Here is a 20,366-nt window from a genome sequence, read left to right as displayed (position 1 = left end):
GTGGAGAAGACCGAGGCCAGAGCGGTCCGCAGGCTCGTGGTGACGGCCGCGGGGGCGGGCCTGGCGATGGCGCTCGCGTCGGTCGCCGCCGCGGGCCCCTGGCAGTCCGGACAGCGCACCGCCGAACGTCGCGCCGCCGACCGCCGCGACGGCATACGCCGCCCCGGCCCGCCGCCGGGACTCGCCCTGCCCTCCGCCGCCGCCCCGCCGGTGCTCACCGGACTCGACGCCGGTACCGCGTCCTCCGCTTCCGACGCCGCCACGTCCGCCGCCTCGGGACCCGACGTCCCCGCGCCCACCACCCAGGGCCTGGCCGACGCGATAGGCCCGCTCTTCGACGACCCCGCCCTCGGCCGTACACGCACCGGCGCCGTCCTCGACGCGGGCACCGGACAGCTGTTGTACGGGCACGACCAGGACACCGCGTCCGCCCCCGCCTCCACCACCAAGATCGCCACCGCCACCGCCGCGCTGGAGGCCCTCGGCCCCGGCCACCGCATCGCCACCCGGGTCCTGCCCGGCGCGGGACCGGGCACCATCGTGCTGGTCGGCGGCGGCGACCCCACGCTGACCGCGAGCCCCACCCCGCCCGGCGCCGACCCCGACGCCACCCCGGCCTCCCTCGTCACCCTCGCCGCCGACACCGCGAAGGCACTGCGGGCCCGCCGCACCACCGAGGTCACGCTCACCTACGACACCTCGCTCTACACCGGCCCGGTCCTGCACCCCATCGGCGTCAACGACAACATCGCCCCGGTCACCGCGCTGATGGCCGACGAGGGCAGGACCGACCCCGCCTCCACCGAGGACGCCCCCCGGCAGGCCGACCCCGCCGCCTGCGCCGCGCAGACCTTCGCGACGCTGCTGGGACGCGACGGGATCACCGTCCGCGGCCAGGTGAAGCCGGGCACCGCGCCCGCCGGGACGCACGCGCCGCTCGCGCAGGTGCTGTCGATGCCGCTGTCCGCGCTGGTCGAACGCATGCTGACCGACAGCGACAACGACATCGCCGAGGCACTCGCCCGCCAGGCCGCCCTCGGCACCGAAACCCCCGTCAGCTTCACCGGGGGAGCGCAGGCGGTCCGCGAGCAGCTGACCCGGCTGCACGCGCCGCTGACCGGCACCGCGTTCAACGACGGCAGCGGCCTGGACCGCGCCGACCGGCTCACCCCCGACCTCCTCGCCCACCTGCTGCTCGACGCCGCGAGCCCGGCCCACCCCGAACTGCGGTCCGTCCTGAGCGGCCTGCCGGTCGCCGGGTTCACCGGCACGCTGGCCGACCGCTTCCAGTCCGGCGAGGACGACACCGCCGCGGCCGGCGGCCCGCCCTCCTCCGCGGCCGGGCTGGTGCGCGCCAAGACCGGCACCCTCACCGGCGTCAACACCCTCGCCGGAACCGTGGTGGACGGCGACGGACGGCTGCTGGTCTTCGCCTTCATGACCTCCGGCACCACCGACCCGGACGCCGCCCAGGGCGCGCTGGACCGGCTCGCCTCCGCGGTCACCGGCTGCGGCTGCCGCTGAAGCGGCGCCCGCGCGGACGCACCCCGGGGAAAACCCTGAAACCGGCGCCGGGCCGTCCAAACCCGCGCCACTCCACGTACGGTGAAGCCATGACGAGCATCGGTGGGTCCGCAACTCCTGGGATGGTCGACTGGAACCTCGCGGTGGCGACCGCCACCCGGCTCGCGCGGCCCGGCCCCGACGTCAGCCGGGAGGAGGCCCGCGCGGTGGTGACCGAACTGCGCGCGCACGCCAAGTCCTCCGAGGAACACGTCCGCGCCTTCACGAGGATGTACGGCCCCGGCGGTTCGGCCGAGGACGGCCCGGCGGACAACGGGACGCCCGTGCTGGTGGTGGACCGGGCGGGCTGGATCAAGGCCAACGTCGCCGGGTTCCGCGAGATCCTCAAGCCGCTGCTGGAGAAGATGGCCGCCCGCCGCTCGGCCGTGCCCGGCGGCGCCGTGCTGAGCACCGTCGGCGGCAAGGTCACCGGCGTCGAGGTGGGCGCCCTGCTGTCGTTCATGTCCTCCCGGGTGCTCGGCCAGTACGAGACGTTCGCCCCGGCCACCCGCGACCTGCCCGCCGGGCCCGCCGCCCCCGCGCCCGGCGAGCGCCGCACCGGACGCCTGCTGCTCGTCGCGCCGAACATCGTGCACGTCGAGCGCGAACTCGACGTCGACCCGCACGACTTCAGGCTGTGGGTGTGCCTGCACGAGGAGACCCACCGCACCCAGTTCACCGCCGTGCCGTGGCTGCGCGACCACATCGAGGCGGAGATCCAGGAGTTCCTCGCCCAGACCGACGTCGACCCGGCCACCCTGCTCGAACGCGTGCGGCAGGCCGCTCAGTCGGTGGTCGGCGGCGGCTCCCGGGCCGAGCAGGACGGCGAGGGCACCGAAGCCGCGGCGGGCGGCGAGGGCCGCGGGAACCTGAGCATGCTGGAGATCGTGCAGACCCCCGCCCAGCGCGAGATCCTCGCCCGGCTGACCGCCGTCATGTCGCTGCTGGAGGGCCACGCCGACTACGTGATGGACGGGGTCGGCCCGGCGGTCGTGCCGTCGGTCGCCGAGATCCGGGAGAAGTTCTCCAAGCGCCGGGCCTCCGGCGCCGGCCGCCTCGACCAGGCGCTGCGCAAGCTGCTCGGCCTCGACGCCAAGCTGCGCCAGTACCGCGACGGCGAGCGCTTCGTGCGCTCGGTCGTCGACGAGGTCGGCATGGACGGCTTCAACCGCGTGTGGACCTCGCCCAACACCCTTCCGACCAAGGCGGAGATCGCCAAACCGGCGGACTGGATCGCGAGGGTGCACCGCCACGGGGACGCGTGAGCCCGGAGCGCCCCAGCTTTCACCCGTCCGAGGGACCATGGCCGATGGGTAGGCGTGCGATGCTCGGGTACAGGCTGACATCTGTCACCATCTAGCTACGCTCCGTCATCGCACCCTATCGCCTCCCGCTCGTCCCCGTGGAGGAACTGGGTCTCCAGGAGGGATTTGGACATGGGTCCCCACCCCGCGGTCGCCGCGATACGCCTGGCGGTCCGCCGCGTACTGCACGACGTACTGCACGACGCGCTCACCGAAGACCTGGCCGCCGACGCCTCCGCCACCCCGGCCGGCCGGCCCCGCACCTCCCTGCCCGACACCGTCCCCTGCGGCGGCCCCGTCCAGCCGGTCCGGGGCGCGGGACTCCCCGGCGGGCGCCGCGAGAGCGCCCTGCGCGCCGGTGCGGGCGCCGGCGCCGCGGCCGCCGTCCGGCAGGCCGCCGCCCTCGACCGCTCCGCCGCCCCCGACGCCCTCCTGCGCGACCCGCGGCCCGCCCCCCTCGTCCTCGCCGCGTGCAGCGGAGGCGCCGACTCCATGGCGCTCGCCTCCGCCCTGGCCTTCGAGGCCCGCAAGCTGGGCGTGCGGGCCGGTGCCGTCACCGTCGACCACGGCCTGCAGGCCGGCTCCGGCGCCCGCGCGCTCGACGTCGCCGCCCGCCTGCGCGACCTGGGCCTCGACCCGGTCGAGGCGGTCGGCGTCACCGTGGGCCGCCAGGGAGGCCCCGAGGCCGCCGCCCGCGACGCCCGTTACGCCGCCCTGGAGCGCACCGCCCGCGACCTCGGCGCCACCGCCGTCCTGCTCGGCCACACCCGGGACGACCAGGCGGAAACCGTTCTCCTCGGCCTCGCCCGCGGCTCCGGCACCCGCTCGCTGTCCGGCATGGCCGCCGTCTCGGGACCCGGCGGCCGCTACCGGCGCCCCTTCCTGCTGCTGGACCGCGACACCACCCGCAAGGCCTGCCTGGTGCAGGGCATCGACGTATGGGAGGACCCGCACAACGCCGACCCCGCCTACACCCGGGCCCGGGTGCGGCACGAGGCGCTGCCGGTGCTGGAGAAGTCGCTCGGCCGCGGGGTGGTCGCCTCGCTGGCCCGCACCGCCCAGCTCTTCCGCGACGACGCCGACGCCCTCGACCAGTGGGCCGCCTCCGCCGGGCGGGACGCGGCGGTCGACGGTGACCCGGACGGCGCGCTCGCCGTCGACCGGCTGACCCCGCTGCCCGCCGCGGTGCGCCGCCGGGTGCTGCGGTCGGCCGCGGTGGGCGCGGGCAGCCCCGCGGGATCGCTGTTCGCACGGCACGTGGAGGAAACCGACCGCCTGGTCACCGACTGGCGTGGTCAGGGCCCCATCAACCTGCCCGGGGGCGTCGAGGCCCGCCGGTCGGATGGCAGACTGGTCTTCCGGCGCGCAACCGCAGCCGAATGACTGATCGACGTTCCGAGCCGGCAGGCCTTGCAGGAAGTAGCGCGGGTGAACGAGAAGGACATGGGCACCGACCTGGAGAAGGTGCTCCTCAGCAAGGAAGAGATCGACGCCAAGCTCGCCGAGCTGGCGGCTGAGATCGACCGGGACTACCAGGGCAAGGACCTGCTGATCGTCGGCGTCCTCAAGGGCGCCGTCATGGTCATGGCGGACCTGGCCCGGGCGCTGTCCACCCCGGTGACCATGGACTGGATGGCGGTCTCCTCGTACGGGGCGGGCACCAAGTCCTCCGGCGTGGTCCGCATCCTCAAGGACCTGGACACCGACATCGCGGGCCGTGACGTCCTGATCGTCGAGGACATCATCGACTCCGGTCTGACCCTGTCCTGGCTGCTGTCCAACCTCAGCTCCCGCGGCCCTGCCTCGCTCCAGGTCTGCACCCTGCTGCGCAAGCCGGAGGCGGCCAAGGTCGCCATCGACGTGAAGTACGTCGGCTATGACATCCCCAACGAATTCGTCGTCGGCTACGGGCTGGACTACGCGGAGAAGTACCGCAACCTCCCCTTCGTCGGCACCCTCGCTCCGCACGTCTACGGCGGCTGACCGGCGGCTGACACCGCGGGTCGAACGGCGGGCCGCCATTCGGATGCCCCTGATGGAACCGAACGCGGTTTCTCGCCGTTGGAGCAAGGGAAGAGGGGTTTGTTAACGGTCCTCGGCAGCTTGGAGTGACAATGCTGAGGTACCGTCCGAAGGTCGGGTCATACACCTAGCTAGCGCACGGCGGCCGAAAAGTGGCCGTGGTGCTCTCACTGTGGCAGGAGGGACGGGGCGTCGCCGCCCCGCATGGATGGACGTCAAACGCTACTTCCGTGGGCCGGTCATGTGGATCGTGCTGGCCGTCCTCGCCGTGGTCGTCTTGATGCAGGTCGTCGGTTCCTCGGGCGGCTACAAGACAGTGGACACCGGCCAGGTCGTCGCCGCGATCGACTCGGGCCAGGCCCAGTCGGCCAAGATCACCACCGGCGATTCGCAGACCATCCAGGTCCAGCTGAAGTCGGGCGCGAAGGTCGACGGCAAGGACCTGGGCAGCAAGATCCAGGCCAGTTACGCGACCTCGCAGCAGGCGACCGAGGTCATCAACAAGCTCCAGACGCAGATCAGCGACCACCAGCGCGGCGGCACCCAGCTGTCCGACGGCTACACCGTGTCGCCGTCGAAGCAGAACCCGTTCGTCGGCATCCTGCTGTCGCTGCTGCCGTTCGTGCTGATCGTCGTGGTCTTCCTGTTCCTGATGAACCAGATGCAGGGTGGCGGCTCCCGGGTCATGAACTTCGGGAAGTCCAAGGCCAAGCTGATCACCAAGGACACCCCGAAGACCACGTTCACCGACGTCGCCGGAGCGGACGAGGCGGTCGAGGAGCTCCAGGAGATCAAGGAGTTCCTCCAGGAGCCCGCCAAGTTCCAGGCCGTCGGCGCCAAGATCCCCAAGGGCGTGCTGCTCTACGGCCCGCCCGGCACCGGCAAGACGCTGCTGGCCCGCGCCGTCGCGGGTGAGGCGGGCGTGCCGTTCTACTCGATCTCCGGTTCCGACTTCGTCGAGATGTTCGTTGGCGTCGGCGCCTCCCGGGTCCGCGACCTGTTCGAGCAGGCCAAGGCGAACGCCCCGGCCATCGTCTTCGTCGACGAGATCGACGCCGTCGGCCGGCACCGCGGCGCGGGCCTCGGCGGCGGCCACGACGAGCGCGAGCAGACGCTCAACCAGCTGCTCGTCGAGATGGACGGCTTCGACGTCAAGGGCGGCGTCATCCTGATCGCCGCGACCAACCGGCCGGACATCCTCGACCCGGCGCTGCTGCGCCCGGGCCGTTTCGACCGCCAGATCGCCGTGGACCGTCCCGACCTCCAGGGCCGCCTGGAGATCCTCAAGGTCCACCAGAAGGGCAAGCCGGTCGCCCCGGACGTCGACCTGCAGGCCGTCGCCCGCCGCACCCCCGGCTTCACCGGCGCCGACCTGGCCAACGTGCTCAACGAGGCCGCCCTGCTGACCGCCCGCAGCAGCGAGAAGCTGATCGACAACGGCTTCCTGGACGAGGCGATCGACCGCGTGGTCGCGGGTCCGCAGAAGCGCACCCGGATCATGTCGGAGAAGGAGAAGAAGATCACCGCGTACCACGAGGGCGGTCACGCCCTGGTCGCGGCGGCCTCTCCGAACAGCGACCCGGTGCACAAGATCACCATCCTGTCGCGCGGCCGGGCCCTGGGCTACACCATGGTCCTGCCCGACGAGGACAAGTACTCCACGACGCGCAACGAGATGCTCGACCAGCTCGCGTACATGCTGGGCGGGCGCGCCGCCGAGGAACTGGTCTTCCACGACCCGACCACGGGTGCGGCCAACGACATCGAGAAGGCGACCGCGACCGCCCGCGCGATGGTCACGCAGTACGGCATGACCGAGCGGCTTGGCGCGATCAAGTTCGGCCAGGACAACTCCGAGCCGTTCCTCGGCCGTGAGATGGCTCACCAGCGCGACTACTCGGAAGAGGTCGCGGGTCTGGTCGACGAAGAGGTCAAGAAGCTCATCGAGACCGCGCACAACGAGGCGTGGGAGATCCTGGTCGAGAACCGCGACGTCCTCGACAACCTCGTTCTGGCCCTCCTGGAGAAGGAGACGCTGAACAAGGAGGAGATCGCCGAGGTCTTCAAGCCGGTCGTCAAGCGCCCGCCGCGTCCGGCCTGGACCGGCTCCTCACGGCGGACCCCCTCGACCCGTCCGGCGGTGCTCTCCCCGCGGGAGCTGGCCCTGACCAACGGTGCGACGACCGCCAACGGCGCCACCCCGCCGTCGGTCTCCACGGTCAAGAAGCCGGCCGACACGGTCGAGCTGCCGGAGGACTCGGGCAACGGCGACAGCTGACGCCCGGGCGGACCGGCTCCGGCCCGGGTCCGCCCCCGGAATGAACGCCGCGTCCCCCAGGGTTCTAGCCTGGGGGACGCGGCTTTTTCGCACGTGCGCGCGCACGCTGTCAAGGAACGAGGCTCATATGACCGACCCGGTGACGCTGAACGGCGTCGGCCCTGCCGGCGAGTTCGACGAGAAGCGGGCCGAGAACGCGGTCCGGGAACTGCTCATCGCGGTGGGCGAGGACCCCGACCGCGAGGGCCTGCGCGACACCCCCGGCCGGGTGGCCCGCGCCTACAAGGAGATCTTCGCGGGCCTGTGGCAGTCCCCCGAGGACGTCCTGACCACCACCTTCGACCTCGGTCACGACGAGATGGTGCTGGTGAAGGACATCGAGGTGCTGTCGAGCTGTGAGCACCACCTGGTCCCCTTCGTGGGAATGGCTCACGTCGGGTACATCCCGTCCCAGGACGGCAAGATCACGGGCCTGTCCAAGCTGGCTCGCCTCGTAGACGTCTTCGCCCGGCGCCCTCAGGTGCAGGAGAGGCTGACCACGCAGATAGCCGACTCCCTGATGCGGATACTGGAGCCGCGCGGTGTGATCGTCGTCCTGGAGTGCGAGCACATGTGCATGTCCATGCGCGGAGTGCGCAAGCCCGGCGCCAAGACCATCACCTCGGCGGTGCGCGGTCAGCTGCGCCACCCCGCAACCCGCGCGGAGGCGATGAGCCTGATCATGGCCAGATAGCACCAACTGTCAGTGCTGCCTCGTAACGTCCCTTCTGGTGTACTCGGTCTCAGGCAAGGGGCGAACCGATGACGGGAGTGCCAGGCAGGCAGGTCGTCAACGTGGTGGGTGGCCGCAAGAGGGCGCGGGACGTCAAACCGGGAGATCACTTGTGGAGCCTGGTGGACGGTAGGACAGTCGAGACCACTGTCCTGTCCGTCCACTCGCGGGCATCACGCCGTCATGTGGAGGTCGTGACCGGGCGAGCCGCCTTCCAGCTGGGAGAGGGCCACAGCCTGGCGTCGAACGAGGGCTGGGTCCCCGTAGGGAGGACGACGGGAACGCTGGTCGAGGGGACCCAGGCACGGAAGCTGTGCCGGACACGCCTCGACCCCGTCCCCGGTTACGACTTGGGCTATCTGGTGGGAGCAACGTGCGCGGACGGTACCGTGCGCGGCAACTATGTGTCGCTCGTCGTCAACGACCGAGGCTTCGCCGCGCGGTTCGCCGAATGCCTGACGTCCTCGACGGGACTGCCGGCGTCGCTGGAGCCGGTATCGCGACCATCGGGGTACCTCGGACGGGACGTACCAGGCTTCCGGGTCCGCGTGGTGTCCTCCTACCTCGCTGATCTGCTGCGTCAATACGTGGGCGGGGACGCCCACCACCTGCGCCAGCGCTTTCCACGCGTGGTCCTGCGTGACCAGGACACCCTCACCGGCTTCCTGGACGGGTACATCGATGGTGACGGGTGCCGGTCCAAGCAGTGGCGGGGGCGGGTCGTCGTCAGCGCCAACGTGCCGTTCCTGGCGGAACTGGCCACGGTCATCGGGGCCCGGTTCACTCCGCGCACGAACGAACGTTCCTCACACTTATGCGTGTCGGACCGCTGGACCGAACGCGGGTCCTTCCACCCCGAACCGCACCCACTGCATCTGGTGGAGTCCGAGTGGACCCGGGTGACGCAGGTCCGCCCAGTGGTCGCCGAGGGCCGCAAGCCCTACACGCTCTACGCCTTCACTCTGGCCCCGCATGAGTCGTTCCTGGTGAACGGACACTTGGTCGGGACGGCTTGATGCGGACACCACCGCGGCCAGGAAGACATCGCCTTCCTGGCCGCTTCGTGCCACGAACGGGTCGCCGCCCCGGTCGGGGCCGGGGTCACTGCGACAGGTGCTTGCTCAGCTGGTCGAGGGCGGCCGGCAGCTCCCGGTTCCACGTGCTGAAGTTGTGGCCGCCGCTGGGCAGGATGATCGACGCGACCTGCATCGGCTCCTTGACCGCCTTGATGAACGCCTGCGTCGCCTTGTAGTTGCCCTCGCCCTTGCGGCTGGTCGTCACCAGGGCCCACACGTCGGGGGACGGCTTGTGCTTCAGCCACCACATCATGTCGCTCTCGTCCTTCAGCTGCGCGCTGCCGCCGAACAGGTCGCCGGTCGTCGGGTCGTCGTGCGTGCTGTAGTAGCCGGACAGCGAGACCGACGCGGAGAACGCCTCCGGGTGCTGCATCGACATCTTGACCGCGCAGTACCCGCCGGTGGAGTCGCCCATGATGCCCCAGTTCTGCGCGGTGTGGCCGACCCGGTAGTTGGCCGAGATGGCCTGGCGCAGGTCCTGGGTGAAGAAGGTCTCGACCTGCGGGCCGTGCGGGACGTCCATGCACTCCGTGTCACGCGGCGGCACCACGGTGGGCCGCAGCATCACCAGGATCGTGGGCTGCATCTGCCCCTTCTGGATGTGCTCGGTCGCCGTCTGCGGGTACTTCATCCGGGTGATCAGCGACTCGGCGGTGCCCGGGTAGCCGGTCAGTATGACCGCGGCCGGGAAGTCCTGCTTGCTGAAGCCCGGCTGGAAGTACTGCGGGGGCAGGTAGACGTAGGCCGGGGTGACGATGCCGGTCTTGGCCCCCTTGATCTCCACCTTGTCGATCCGCCCGGCCCGCGCGGGCACGCCGCCCCCCGGCACCCCGACCGGCTCGTGCCCCTGCATCTGGAGGCCCAGCTTGCCCGGGGTGCCGCCGGAGGAGTAGTCCACGACCTGCCCGGGGGCCTGGTCGGTGCCGAGCAGGTCGGCGAAGGAGGAGTAGAAACCGAAGTAGGAGTTGATCCCCAGGCCCAGTGCCGCCAGGATCGACAACTGACCGCCCACCAGCAGCCCGACCCGCCCGGCCACGGGCCGCACGCCGCTGCGCGACAGCCGGGGCCACAGCCAGATCGTGGCGCAGAACATGGCCACCGCGATGACGGCGACCAGGACCAGGAGTTTCTTGCTGGTGAGACCCATGAGGCGCTTTCCGTTCGGTGGTTCGGCCGTTCCGGCTCCGGGAGTGGAACCCCGGGGGCCGCGTTCACGTCCTAGAGGGCGCCTGACGCAGCGCGTGGGCGTTCAAGGGCAGAAAGATCCGCTTATCGGGGCTGGGAGACCGATGTCTGCACAGAAAGATGCCGAATGCCTCAATGGGGTTCCGTCAGAGGACGGCATCGATGACTGAGGCGTCTGCCACACGGAAGCGCCGGGTGGTCCTCGTACCCGGGTCGAAAGCACCCGCTCTGGTGGGTACGGTGTGCGCCCTGATCGGGCTGCTGAACCTGGCCAACGGCATCATTCCGCGGTTCCGGCACAGCCGTATCCACACCTGGGCGGGATATCTGCCGGGCACGGTGAGCAGCATCGCGGCCGCCGCGTCGATCATCGTTGGCCTCCTGCTGCTGATGCTCGCCCACGGCCTCAAGCGCCGCAAGCGACGTGCCTGGACGGCCGCGGTGGTCCTGCTTCCGGCGGGTGTGGCCGCGGAAGCGCTGCACCACCACGTGTCGCCGGTGGACGTCGTGCTCTCGATCGGACTGTTCGTCACGTTGCTGACCCATCGGGAGCAGTTCGCGGCGCTCTCCGATCCTCGTACCCGTTGGCGCGCGATCTACAACTTCGTGGTGCTCAGCGTCGTCTGTTTTGGTATCGGATTGCTGATCGTCAGTTCCCACCCGAAGTCGGAAATGGGCGATCCCGGTTTCCTCGACCGGTGCCAGACGGTCTTCTACGGGCTCTTCGGCCTCGGCGGTCCGGTGCACTACGCCTCGGACCGCACCGCGGACCTGGTCGGCTACTCGCTCGGCGGCCTCGGCTTCCTCATCCTGTTCACCACCGCGTACCTGGTGCTGCGCCCCGAGCACCCGACCGCGGTGCTCGGCGCGGAGGACGAGGAGCGGCTGCGGGCGCTGCTGTCCAAGCACGGGCGGCGCGACTCGCTGGGCCACTTCGCGCTGCGCCGCGACAAGTCCGTGATCTTCTCCGCCACCGGCAAGGCGGCCATCTCCTACCGCGTCATCTCCGGCGTCATGCTCGCCAGCGGCGACCCGATCGGCGACGTCGAGGCCTGGCCCGGCGCCATCGAGCGGTTCATGGAGGAGTCCAGGGCACACGCCTGGATCCCGGCGGTCGTCGGGTGCAGCGAGACCGGCGGCGAGGTGTGGACCCGCGAGACCGGCCTCGACGCGCTGGAGCTGGGCGACGAGGCGATCGTGGAGACCGAGTCGTTCTCGCTGTCCGGCCGGGCGATGCGCAACGTGCGGCAGATGGTCAAGCGCGTCGAACGCAACGGCTACACCTGCCGGATGCGCAGGGTGAGCGAGCTGACCGAGGAGGAGCGGGCCCGGGTCCGCTCGGCGGCGGCCGACTGGCGCGGCACGGACACCGAGCGCGGCTTCTCGATGGCGCTGGGCCGCTTCGGCGACCCGGAGGACGGCGACTGCGTGGTCGTCACCGCGCACAAGACCGAGGAGAACGACTCCTCGCCGCACGGCGACCTCAAGGCCGTGCTGCACTTCGTGCCGTGGGGCAAGGACGGCATCTCGCTGGAGCTGATGCGCCGCGACCGCTCGGCCGACGCCGGGATGAACGAGCTGCTGATCGTGCACGCGCTCAGCAACGCGCCGGAGATGGGCATCGCGCGGGTGTCGCTGAACTTCGCGATGTTCCGCTCGGCGCTGGCCCGCGGCGAGCGGATCGGCGCCGGCCCGGTGCTGCGCTTCTGGCGCGGCCTGCTGGTCTTCCTCTCCCGCTGGTTCCAGATCGAGTCGCTGTACAAGTTCAACGCGAAGTTCCAGCCCGTCTGGGAGCCGCGGTTCATGGTCTTCCCCAACAACCGCGACCTGCCCCGGATCGGCTTCGCGGTGATGCAGGCGGAGGCCTTCATCACCCTGGAGCTGCCCGCCCGGGTGCGTCGCTGGATCCCCGGGGTCAGCCGGGAGCCGCGCCAACGGGAGTGCGCGCATCCGCAGGACAAGCGAGTGACCCCGCTCGGCCGTAACGCCGCCTGACCGACGCACGGGCCGTGAGGCCGCCTGACCGACGCACGACGCCGTGAGGCCGCCTGACCGCCCGCGCCCCGCCGCGCACCGCCTACGCTTTGGGTATGAGTACGTTGCGAGGCCGGGTGGCGGGTCTGCCCGATTGGGACCGCTGCGCGGTGATGGGCGTGGTGAACGTCACGCCCGACTCGTTCAGCGACGGCGGGCTGTGGTTCGACCCGGAGCGTGCCGTCAAGCACGGCCTGGACCTGATCGCCGCCGGCGCCGACCTGGTCGACGTCGGCGGCGAGTCCACCCGCCCCGGCGCCCGCAGGGTCGACGAGCCGGAGGAGCTGCGCCGGGTGATCCCGGTGGTGCGCGAGCTGGCCGCGGCCGGTGCGGTGGTCAGCGTGGACACCATGCGCGCGTCGGTGGCGGAGCGGGCCGTCGAGGCGGGCGCCCGCCTGGTCAACGACGTCAGCGGCGGCCTGGCCGACCCGGCGATGCTCTCCGTGGCGGCGGACGCCCGCGTCCCGTTCGTGGTCATGCACTGGCGCGGCGCGAGCATCGACATGAACTCCCGCGCGCTCTACGGCGACGTGGTGGCCGAGGTCGTCGACGAGCTGCGGGAGCGGCTGGACGCGGTGGTCGCGGCGGGCGTCGACCCGGAGCGCGTGGTGATCGACCCGGGCCTGGGCTTCGCCAAGGACGCCGGTCACGACCTGGCGCTCGTCGCGCACCTCGACCGGCTGCGCGCGCTGGGCCGCCCGCTGCTGGTGGCCGCCTCCCGCAAGCGGTTTCTCGGCCGGGTGCTGGCCGGTGGTGAGGGCGATCCGCCGCCCGCGCGGGAGCGGGACGCGGCGACCGCGGCGGTCTCCGCGATCGCGGCCCGCGAGGGCGCCTGGGCGGTGCGGGTGCACCAGGTCCGGCCGACCGCCGACGCGGTGCGGGTGGCCCGGGCCGTCGAGGCGGCGACGTGACGGCGGCCGACGCGGGCGGTGCGGGCGGTGCGGACGACGGCGCCGAGCGGGCCGACCACGAGGCGGTCGAGCGCGCCAACCAGGCGTTCTACGACGCCGTGGAGGCCGGTGACCTGGAGGTCCTCGGCGAGCTGCTGCTCGACGGGGAGCAGGGCGAGTCGGTCAGCGTGGTGCACCCGGGCTGGCCGGTGCTGCGCGGCCGCGGCCACGTGCTGCGCTCGTACGCGCTGATCATGGCGAACACCGACTACATGCAGTTCTTCCTGACCGACGTGGAGATCGCGATGGCCGACGGCACCGCGATCGTGACGTGCAGCGAGAACATCCTCAGCGGCGGCCCCGCGCAGGAGGACGGGTCGGCCGGGGAACTGGTCGGCGGTCTGGTCGTGGCCACGAATGTGTTCCGCCGCACACCCGAGGGCTGGCGGCTGTGGTCCCACCATGGATCGCCTGTGCTGTCCGACGGCCCCGACGAGGAGGACGAGGGGACCGGTACCGCCGGGGGGTACCCGCAGGGACCGGACGAGTCCGCCTGAGCCGCCCGGCGCATGACGGGCCGTCAGCCGGGCCAACGCCGTGCACACGATCGAGCCAAGAATCCGGCCGGAGGGGAGTGCGGCCCCGGCACGCAGGGTAGGGGCGCGTCCACCGGGGGACCCCCGTGGGAACGGGCTGTCGGTGGCCGAAGGTAGATTCGGCTCGTAGCTTTCGCAGGGCGGCCCTCCATACGGAGGCGGGACGGCGCCCGTACGTCTCGACCAGCAGGAGGATGTCTCGTGGATCGCGTCGCGCTGCGCGGCCTGAAGGCCCGTGGACACCACGGGGTCTTCCCCCGGGAGCGGGAGGAGGGCCAGACCTTCCTGGTCGACCTCGTGCTCGGCCTCGACACCACCGAGGCCGCCGCCGGGGACGACCTGACCCGGACCGTCCACTACGGCATCGTGGCCGAGCAGGTCGCCGCCGTCGTGGCGGGTGAGCCGGTCAACCTGATCGAGACGCTCGCCCAGCGCATCGCCGACCAGTGCTTCACGCACGAGGTGGTGCGGGAGGTCGAGGTGACCGTGCACAAGCCGGACGCCCCGATCACCGTCCCGTTCGACGACGTGTCCATCACCATCCTCAGGAGGCGCCCGTGAGTTCCGACCCGACCGTGCAGCCGGTCCCCGCCTCCGTCGAGGAGCGGGTCGACGCGGCCGACAGCACGCTGAGCAACCCCAAATGGGCCGTGGTCTCCATCGGCGGCAACCTCGGCAACCGGCTGGAGACCCTCCAGGGCGCGGTGGACGCGCTCGCGGACACCCCGGGCCTGCGGGTCAAGGCCGTCTCGCCGGTGTACGAGACCGAGCCGTGGGGCGTCGAGCCCGGCACCCAGCCGAACTACCTCAACGCGATCGTGCTGCTGAAGACGACGCTTCCGCCGTCGTCCCTGCTGGAGCGCGCCCACGCCATCGAGGAGGCGTTCTACCGGGTGCGCGACGAGCGCTGGGGCCCGCGCACCATCGACGTGGACATCGTCGCGTACCAGGACGTGGTCAGCGAGGACCCGGAGCTCACGCTGCCGCACCCGCGTGCGCACGAACGCGCCTTCGTCCTCGTACCGTGGCACGACGTGGACCCGCAGGCTCAGCTGCCGGGCCGCGGTCCGGTCACCGAGCTGCTGGCGGGGCTGGACGCATCCGACGTACGGGAGCGCGAGGACGTGGAACTCCGGCTCCCGGAGTAGACGTTGCCGCTTCGGCGGCGACGTGTGGAGGAGACTTCGTGAAGCAGCTGCGGTTCCGGGTGCTCATCGGGCTGTTCGTGGTGGCCGGCGTGCTGGCCTGGGCGGGGGCCCGGCTGTGGAACGCGGTCGGCGTGCTGCCCGGCGTGCCGGTCGCCGCGCCCATCGTGCTGGCGCTGATCGCGGTCGTCATCCTCGGCACGGCGCTGAGCCTGCGAGCCCGGCTGCGCGCCCAGCGCGACCGCGAGCCCGACGCCAAGGGCGTCGACCCGCTGGTGGCCGCCCGCGCGGTCGTCTTCGGCCAGGCGAGCGCCCTGGTCGCGGCGCTGGTCGCGGGCGTCTACGGCGGGGTGTGCGTCTACCTGATCGCCTCCCAGCTGTCCGTCCCCGCCCGCCGCGACCAGGCGGTCTACGCGGGCTTCGCGGTGGTCGCGGGCGCGGCGGTGGTGGTCGCGGCGGTCTTCATGGAACGCGTCTGCAAGCTCCCGGACGACGAGGACCAGGGCCCGGACAACGCGACGAAGGCGTAGCGGGGGAGAGCGACGAAGGCGTGAAGGGGGCCGGAGGCCCGGCGGGGCTCACGAGCCCGCGACCGACTCCAGCTGCTCCACCCCGGACACCGACCTGCGCAGCGCCTCGTGCAGCCCCGCCGGGGTCAGGACGCCGCGGAAGCGCTCGTCGTCGTCGAGGACCGCGACCCAGCCCGCGTCGTGCTGGAGCATCACGCTGAACGCCTGCTTCAGCGACGCGCCCAGCGGCAGCCACGCCTCCATCCGGCGGGCGTGGTCGCGTACCGCCGCGCCGTCCGCCAGCGCCTCGCGGGCCACCCAGCCGTGCAGCGCGCCGCCCGCGTCCAGCACGACCGCCCACCGCGCGTCCTGCGCCGCCAGCCGCTCGGCCGCCGCCTCCACCGCGTCGTCCAGCCGCACCACCGGCGGCTGCTCCAGGTCGTCCTGGCCGATCGCGGTCACCGACAGCCGCTTGAGCCCGCGGTCGGACCCGACGAAGTCGGCGACGTACGGCGACGCGGGGGCGCCCAGCACGGTGGCCGGGGTGTCGAACTGCTCGACGCGCCCGGCGCCGTAGACCGCCATGCGGTCGCCGAGCCGCACGGCCTCCTCGATGTCGTGGGTGACGAACAGCACCGTCTTGCGGACCTGCCGCTGAAGCCGGAGGAACTCGCTCTGGAGGTGTTCGCGCACCACCGGGTCGACCGCGCCGAACGGCTCGTCCATCAGCAGCACCGGCGGGTCCGCGGCGAGCGCCCGGGCCACGCCGACGCGCTGGCGCTGGCCGCCGGAGAGCTGGTCGGGGTAGCGGTCGCCGTGCACGGCCGGGTCGAGGCCGACGAGGTCCAGCAGCTCCGCCGCCCGCTCGCGGGCCTTCCGTCGCGACCAGCCCAGCAGCTGCGGCACGGTAGCGGTGTTCTCCAGCACGGTCTTGTGCGGGAACAGGCCGACCTGCTGGATGACGTAGCCGATGCGGCGGCGCAGCTTCACCGGGTCGACACCGGCGATGTCCTCGCCGTCGACCAGGATGCGGCCCTCGGTCGGGTCGATCAGCCGGTTGACCATCTTCATCGTGGTCGTCTTGCCGCAGCCGGACGGGCCGACGAGCGTGACCAGCTCGCCCTCGGCGACCTCGAACGACAGGTCGTCCACGGCCGTGGTGCCGTCCGGGTAGCGCTTGGTGACGTGCTCGAAGCGGATCATGCGCCCTCGTTGCTCGCGGTCTGCGGGAGCCCCCGACCGTAGGTCTGCGGGTGCCTCGACCGTACCCTGCCGCCCGGATGTGAAGGCCGTGTTGCCGGGATGTGGCGGTCCGGGCCGGTTGTCAGTGGCCCGGGTTAGGCTCGCGGAGCACTTGGAGAGACGGGAAACGGACGAGACGGGGGAGGTGCGCGATGGCGGCTGACAACTGCCTGGTGGCCAACGACTGGATCTGCGGTGAGTACGTGCGCACCCGCGCGCACGACCTGACCGCCGCGACGCTCCAGCACCTGTGGATCACCGGGGTCTCGGTGGCGCTCGCGCTGGTGGTGGCCTTCCCGCTGGCGCTGGTCGCGCGGCGGTGGAAACCGGTCGCCGGGCCCGTGCTGGGCTTCACCACCGTGCTCTACACGATCCCCTCGCTCGCGATGTACTCACTGCTGCTGCCGGTCTTCGGGATCTCCGCCTCGGTGGTGGTGACCGGCCTGGTGCTCTACTCGCTGACCATCCTGGTGCGCAACATCCTCGCCGGACTCCAGGCGGTGCCGGAGGACGCCAGGGAGGCGGCGCGCGGCATGGGCTACGGGCCGCTGCGGCTGCTGCTGCGGGTCGAACTGCCGCTGGCGCTGCCCACGGTGATGGCGGGCCTGCGCATCGCCACCGTCTCCGCGATCTCGCTCACCACGGTGGGCGCCATCGTCGGCTACGGCGGCCTGGGCAACCTCATCTACGACGGCATGAACACCCTGTTCAAGGCCGAGGTGCTGACCGCCTCGGCGATCTGCGTGGCGCTCGCGATCGCCGCCGACCTGCTGCTGCTCGGCGTGCAGCGGCTGCTGACGCCCTGGACGCGCACGCGGCGCACGGCCCGCTCCGCCCGGCCGTCCCGGGCCCGTACCGGAGAGGCGGCGGCCTGATGGACGCGATCGGCCAGGCGTGGACCTGGCTCACCACCGGCGCCAGCTGGTCCGGCGCCGACGGCATCTGGCACCGGCTGGGCGAGCACGTCTACCTCACCGTCGTGTGCCTGGCGATCAGCTGCGTGCTGGCCCTGCCGGTCGCCCTGGTCCTGGGCCACCTGCGGCGCGGCGGCACGCTGGCGATCAACCTGTCCAACGTCGGCCGCGCGGTGCCCACCTTCGCGGTGCTGGTGCTGCTGGTGCTCAGCCCGCTGGGGCGGTACGGGCAGTGGCCGACGGTGATCGCGCTGGTGCTGTTCGCCGTGCCGCCGCTGCTGACCAACGCCTACGTCGGCATGACCGAGGTCGACCGCGACGTCGTGGAGTCGGCGCGCGGGACGGGCATGACCGGCGGCCAGATACTGCTGCGGGTCGAACTGCCGCTGGCCTTCCCGCTGATCATGACCGGGGTGCGCACCGCCGCCGTGCAGATCGTCGCCACCGCCACCCTCGCCGCGCTGCCGGGCGGCGGCGGTCTGGGCCGGCTGATCACCGCGGGCTTCGCCCAGCAGCACACCTACCAGGTGGTGGGGGGCGCGGTGCTGGTCGCGGCGCTGGCGCTGCTGGTCGAGGCGGTCTTCGCGGGCGCGGCACGGCTCGGCGACCCGCTGCGCCACCAGCGCCGCTCGCGCCGCAAAGAAGTCAATTCCCGTGGACTGTCGAAGAGATGGGTGACCGAATGAACAAGGGCCTGGGCGGCGTGCGTGCCGTGGGCGCGGTGTCGGTGGCGGCGATCCTGGCCGCCTCGCTGTCCGCGTGCGGCGGCAAGTCGCTGGAGGACAAGGGCGGTTCCGCCTCGGCCTCCGGAGGCAGCAAGGGATCGCTGGTCATAGGATCCGCCGGATTCACCGAGAGCGAAGTGCTGGCGCAGTTGTACGCGAAGCTGCTGTCGAACGCCGGTTACTCCACCTCGGTCAAGACGGTGCAGAACCGCGAGCTTTATGAACCGGCTCTGGAGAAGGGCCAGATCGACGTCGTTCCGGAGTACGCGGCGACCCTCGCGGAATTCCTCAACCAGAAGGTGAACGGCGCCTCCGCGCGTCCCGTCGCCTCTCCCGACGTGACCTCCACGGTGGCCGCGCTGACGAAACTCGCCACCCCGCGCGGCCTGAAGGTGCTGCCCGCCGGCCAGGCGGTGGACCAGAACGCGTTCGCGGTCTCCCAGTCGTTCGCCACCCAGCACCACCTCAAGACCCTTTCCGACCTGGGCAAGTCGGGCGTGAAGGTGAAGCTGGCGGCCGGTGACGAGTGCCCGGACCGCCCGTACTGCGAGCCGGGCCTGAAGAAGACCTACGGCATCGACGTCACCGGCATCGACCCCAAGGGCGTCGGCACCCCGCAGTCCAAGCAGGCGGTCAAGGACGGCACCGACCAGCTGGTGCTGACCACCACCACCGACGCGACGCTGGACCAGTTCGGCCTGGTGCTGCTCACCGACGACAAGCACCTGCAGAACGCCGACTACGTGCTGCCGGTGGTCAACGCGGCGCACGCCGGGTCCGCGGGCGTCGCCGACGCGCTGGACAAGCTGACGAAGGTGCTCACCACCGCCGACCTGACCCAGCTGGACAAGCAGGTCGACGCGGACCGGGAGAAGCCCTCCGACGTCGCCGACGCCTATCTGAAGTCGAAGGGCCTGCTCAGCAGCTGAGCCATCGGGAGAACCGAGCGACCGGGAGAGCCGAGTGACCGGGAGCTGAGGGATCGGGAGCGGGGCCCGGCAAGATCGTTCTTGTTGGGCGGAATGTGTTTGCGTGAATGCCCTGCGTGTATATCGGGCCCCGCAATCCCCTATGTGACACAACAGGTGGTGCGAAATCGGGCCGTCGGCTCCCGCCCGCTGCTTTTCCACGCTAAGTTTCAAGCCATGCCCCGTGGACGACACCGCCATTCACCGCCACTGCACCGGCTTCTTCCCCCTTTGACGGTCGCCGGGTCCGCCTCGGTCGTCGCCGTCGGCGCCTGGTTCAGTCCCACCGGTGACGACGGCGTGGTGCTGCGCGTGCTGGTCGCGGCGGCGGCCGCCGCCGCGTGCGCCGGGGCGGTCCTGCTGCGGCAGTGGGACCGTTCCGCCGGCAAGCGGGTCGCCGACCTGGAGGCCGCCCGGGTGCGCGACGAGTGGCACACCGACGAGCGCATAGCCGAGCTGGAGAGCGACGTCGAGGAGTCCCGCGAGCTGCGCCACCGCCTGGAGCGCGAACTGCGCGCCAAGCGGGCCGAGGTGGGCCGCCTGCGCGGGGAGCACGCCGCGCTGCTGCGCCGGTACGCGACCGCCGAGAGCGAGCGGGCCCGCGCGCTGGAGAGCCGTCGCCGCCTCGCCATCGAGGCCGCCGCCGCGCCGAAGGCGATCGACGCGCCGGCCACCGTGGCGGTCGGCCCGGACGCCTACCGCAGGGCCGCCGAGGCGCTGCGCGACTTCGGCCGCAACGCCGCCCGCCAGAAGGCCGACGCCACCGTCGAGGAGGCCCGCCACCGCGAGCCCGCCGACACCGGCGACGACCGGCTCGTCCCGGCGACCGCCACGACCACCGCCACCGCCGTCCTGCCGTACGCGCAGCCCAAGCGCCCGGTGGGCAGGCCGCAGGGCGGCTTCGACTTCTTCGGCGTCCACAAGACGCCCGCCGCCGACGACCTGGCGGACGTGGTCGGCGACGAGGCCGTCGCCCTCAGCAGGAGCGCCGAGCGGGAGCCGGGCCCGGCGCGGGACGCCGAGGACGCGGCGGTCATCGACCTGACCGCGCACGACGAGACCGAGCAGATCGACGTGACGGTGCTGCGGGCCCACTCGTAGCCCCCGTACCCACATGACAGGAGGGGCGCGGCCACCGTGGCC

General features: G+C 72.0%; 19 protein-coding genes. 17 read left to right on the top strand and 2 right to left on the bottom strand.

Annotated features, from left to right (window positions below):
• The 7 genes from dacB to K7472_RS28460 all read left to right on the top strand — a co-directional run bounded on the left by dacB (window position 1) and on the right by K7472_RS28460 (window position 8,955).
• Window positions 1-1,524, top strand: a complete 1,524-nt coding sequence (gene dacB, locus K7472_RS28490; protein ID WP_308014129.1) for a D-alanyl-D-alanine carboxypeptidase/D-alanyl-D-alanine endopeptidase — start codon at window positions 1-3, stop codon at window positions 1,522-1,524.
• Window positions 1,525-1,613: 89 nt separating this feature from the next.
• Window positions 1,614-2,828, top strand: coding sequence for an Rv3626c family coenzyme F420 biosynthesis-associated protein (locus tag K7472_RS28485; RefSeq protein WP_222981463.1), 1,215 nt, complete (start codon window positions 1,614-1,616; stop codon window positions 2,826-2,828).
• A 171-nt stretch (window positions 2,829-2,999) separates the two neighbouring features.
• Window positions 3,000-4,250, top strand: a complete 1,251-nt coding sequence (tilS, locus tag K7472_RS28480) for a tRNA lysidine(34) synthetase TilS (RefSeq protein WP_222981461.1) — start codon at window positions 3,000-3,002, stop codon at window positions 4,248-4,250.
• 60 nt (window positions 4,251-4,310) lie between these two features.
• On the top strand, window positions 4,311-4,850 hold the full coding sequence (hpt, locus tag K7472_RS28475) for a hypoxanthine phosphoribosyltransferase (protein ID WP_222981503.1): 540 nt from the start codon (window positions 4,311-4,313) through the stop codon (window positions 4,848-4,850).
• 247 nt (window positions 4,851-5,097) lie between these two features.
• The gene (gene ftsH, locus K7472_RS28470; RefSeq protein ID WP_222981458.1) at window positions 5,098-7,167 is read left to right on the top strand and encodes an ATP-dependent zinc metalloprotease FtsH; all 2,070 of its coding nucleotides are present in this window, start codon (window positions 5,098-5,100) and stop codon (window positions 7,165-7,167) included.
• Between the two features lie 127 nt (window positions 7,168-7,294).
• Window positions 7,295-7,900 carry a GTP cyclohydrolase I FolE gene (gene folE / locus K7472_RS28465; RefSeq protein WP_222981456.1) on the top strand — a complete coding sequence of 202 codons (606 nt, stop codon included), beginning with the start codon at window positions 7,295-7,297 and terminating at the stop codon, window positions 7,898-7,900.
• A gap of 233 nt (window positions 7,901-8,133) precedes the next feature.
• Entirely contained in the window at window positions 8,134-8,955 is an 822-nt protein-coding gene (locus tag K7472_RS28460) for a hypothetical protein (protein WP_308014128.1), read from the top strand.
• An 85-nt stretch (window positions 8,956-9,040) separates the two neighbouring features.
• On the opposite strand, the gene K7472_RS28455 is transcribed toward K7472_RS28460, so the two are convergent.
• A complete protein-coding gene (locus K7472_RS28455) occupies window positions 9,041-10,162 on the bottom strand; it encodes an alpha/beta hydrolase (protein WP_222981453.1) in 1,122 nt (373 codons plus the stop codon).
• 200 nt (window positions 10,163-10,362) lie between these two features.
• On the opposite strand from K7472_RS28455, the gene K7472_RS28450 reads away from it, so the two are divergent.
• The 6 genes from K7472_RS28450 (at window position 10,363) to K7472_RS28425 (ending at window position 15,395) form a co-directional block, all read left to right on the top strand.
• Window positions 10,363-12,195, top strand: coding sequence for a phosphatidylglycerol lysyltransferase domain-containing protein (locus K7472_RS28450; protein ID WP_222981452.1), 1,833 nt, complete (start codon window positions 10,363-10,365; stop codon window positions 12,193-12,195).
• Window positions 12,196-12,290: 95 nt separating this feature from the next.
• Window positions 12,291-13,145 carry a dihydropteroate synthase gene (gene folP, locus K7472_RS28445; protein WP_222981451.1) on the top strand — a complete coding sequence of 285 codons (855 nt, stop codon included), beginning with the start codon at window positions 12,291-12,293 and terminating at the stop codon, window positions 13,143-13,145.
• Window positions 13,142-13,681, top strand: a complete 540-nt coding sequence (locus K7472_RS28440; RefSeq protein ID WP_222981450.1) for a nuclear transport factor 2 family protein — start codon at window positions 13,142-13,144, stop codon at window positions 13,679-13,681. The genes folP and K7472_RS28440 overlap by 4 nt, the downstream gene beginning before the upstream one ends.
• A 240-nt stretch (window positions 13,682-13,921) precedes the next feature.
• Window positions 13,922-14,281, top strand: a complete 360-nt coding sequence (gene folB / locus K7472_RS28435) for a dihydroneopterin aldolase (protein WP_222981449.1) — start codon at window positions 13,922-13,924, stop codon at window positions 14,279-14,281.
• The gene (gene folK, locus K7472_RS28430) at window positions 14,278-14,868 is read left to right on the top strand and encodes a 2-amino-4-hydroxy-6-hydroxymethyldihydropteridine diphosphokinase (RefSeq protein ID WP_109448759.1); all 591 of its coding nucleotides are present in this window, start codon (window positions 14,278-14,280) and stop codon (window positions 14,866-14,868) included. Before folB ends, folK begins: the two co-directional genes overlap by 4 nt.
• A gap of 38 nt (window positions 14,869-14,906) precedes the next feature.
• Entirely contained in the window at window positions 14,907-15,395 is a 489-nt protein-coding gene (locus tag K7472_RS28425) for a DUF3180 domain-containing protein (RefSeq protein WP_222981448.1), read from the top strand.
• A 48-nt stretch (window positions 15,396-15,443) separates the two neighbouring features.
• On the opposite strand, the gene K7472_RS28420 is transcribed toward K7472_RS28425, so the two are convergent.
• Window positions 15,444-16,577 carry a betaine/proline/choline family ABC transporter ATP-binding protein gene (locus K7472_RS28420; protein ID WP_222981447.1) on the bottom strand — a complete coding sequence of 378 codons (1,134 nt, stop codon included), beginning with the start codon at window positions 16,575-16,577 and terminating at the stop codon, window positions 15,444-15,446.
• Between the two features lie 191 nt (window positions 16,578-16,768).
• Between K7472_RS28420 and K7472_RS28415 the strand changes: the two genes are divergently transcribed.
• The 4 genes from K7472_RS28415 (at window position 16,769) to K7472_RS28400 (ending at window position 20,324) form a co-directional block, all read left to right on the top strand.
• The gene (locus K7472_RS28415) at window positions 16,769-17,491 is read left to right on the top strand and encodes an ABC transporter permease (protein ID WP_222981446.1); all 723 of its coding nucleotides are present in this window, start codon (window positions 16,769-16,771) and stop codon (window positions 17,489-17,491) included.
• Window positions 17,491-18,216 (top strand): ABC transporter permease, encoded by a 726-nt coding sequence (locus K7472_RS28410; protein WP_222981445.1) that lies wholly within the window; start codon window positions 17,491-17,493, stop codon window positions 18,214-18,216. The genes K7472_RS28415 and K7472_RS28410 overlap by 1 nt, the downstream gene beginning before the upstream one ends.
• The gene (locus K7472_RS28405; RefSeq protein WP_252396384.1) at window positions 18,201-19,184 is read left to right on the top strand and encodes an ABC transporter substrate-binding protein; all 984 of its coding nucleotides are present in this window, start codon (window positions 18,201-18,203) and stop codon (window positions 19,182-19,184) included. The genes K7472_RS28410 and K7472_RS28405 overlap by 16 nt, the downstream gene beginning before the upstream one ends.
• Window positions 19,185-19,400: 216 nt before the next feature.
• Window positions 19,401-20,324, top strand: coding sequence for a hypothetical protein (locus K7472_RS28400; RefSeq protein ID WP_222981444.1), 924 nt, complete (start codon window positions 19,401-19,403; stop codon window positions 20,322-20,324).
• Window positions 20,325-20,366: the final 42 nt, after the last annotated feature.

The sequence above is a fragment of the Streptantibioticus parmotrematis genome, assembly GCF_019890615.1.
GTDB classification, from domain to species: domain Bacteria; phylum Actinomycetota; class Actinomycetes; order Streptomycetales; family Streptomycetaceae; genus Streptantibioticus_D; species Streptantibioticus_D parmotrematis.
The sequence above is the reverse complement of the archived record's forward strand: the minus strand, read 5'-3'. Positions and strand labels throughout refer to the sequence as shown.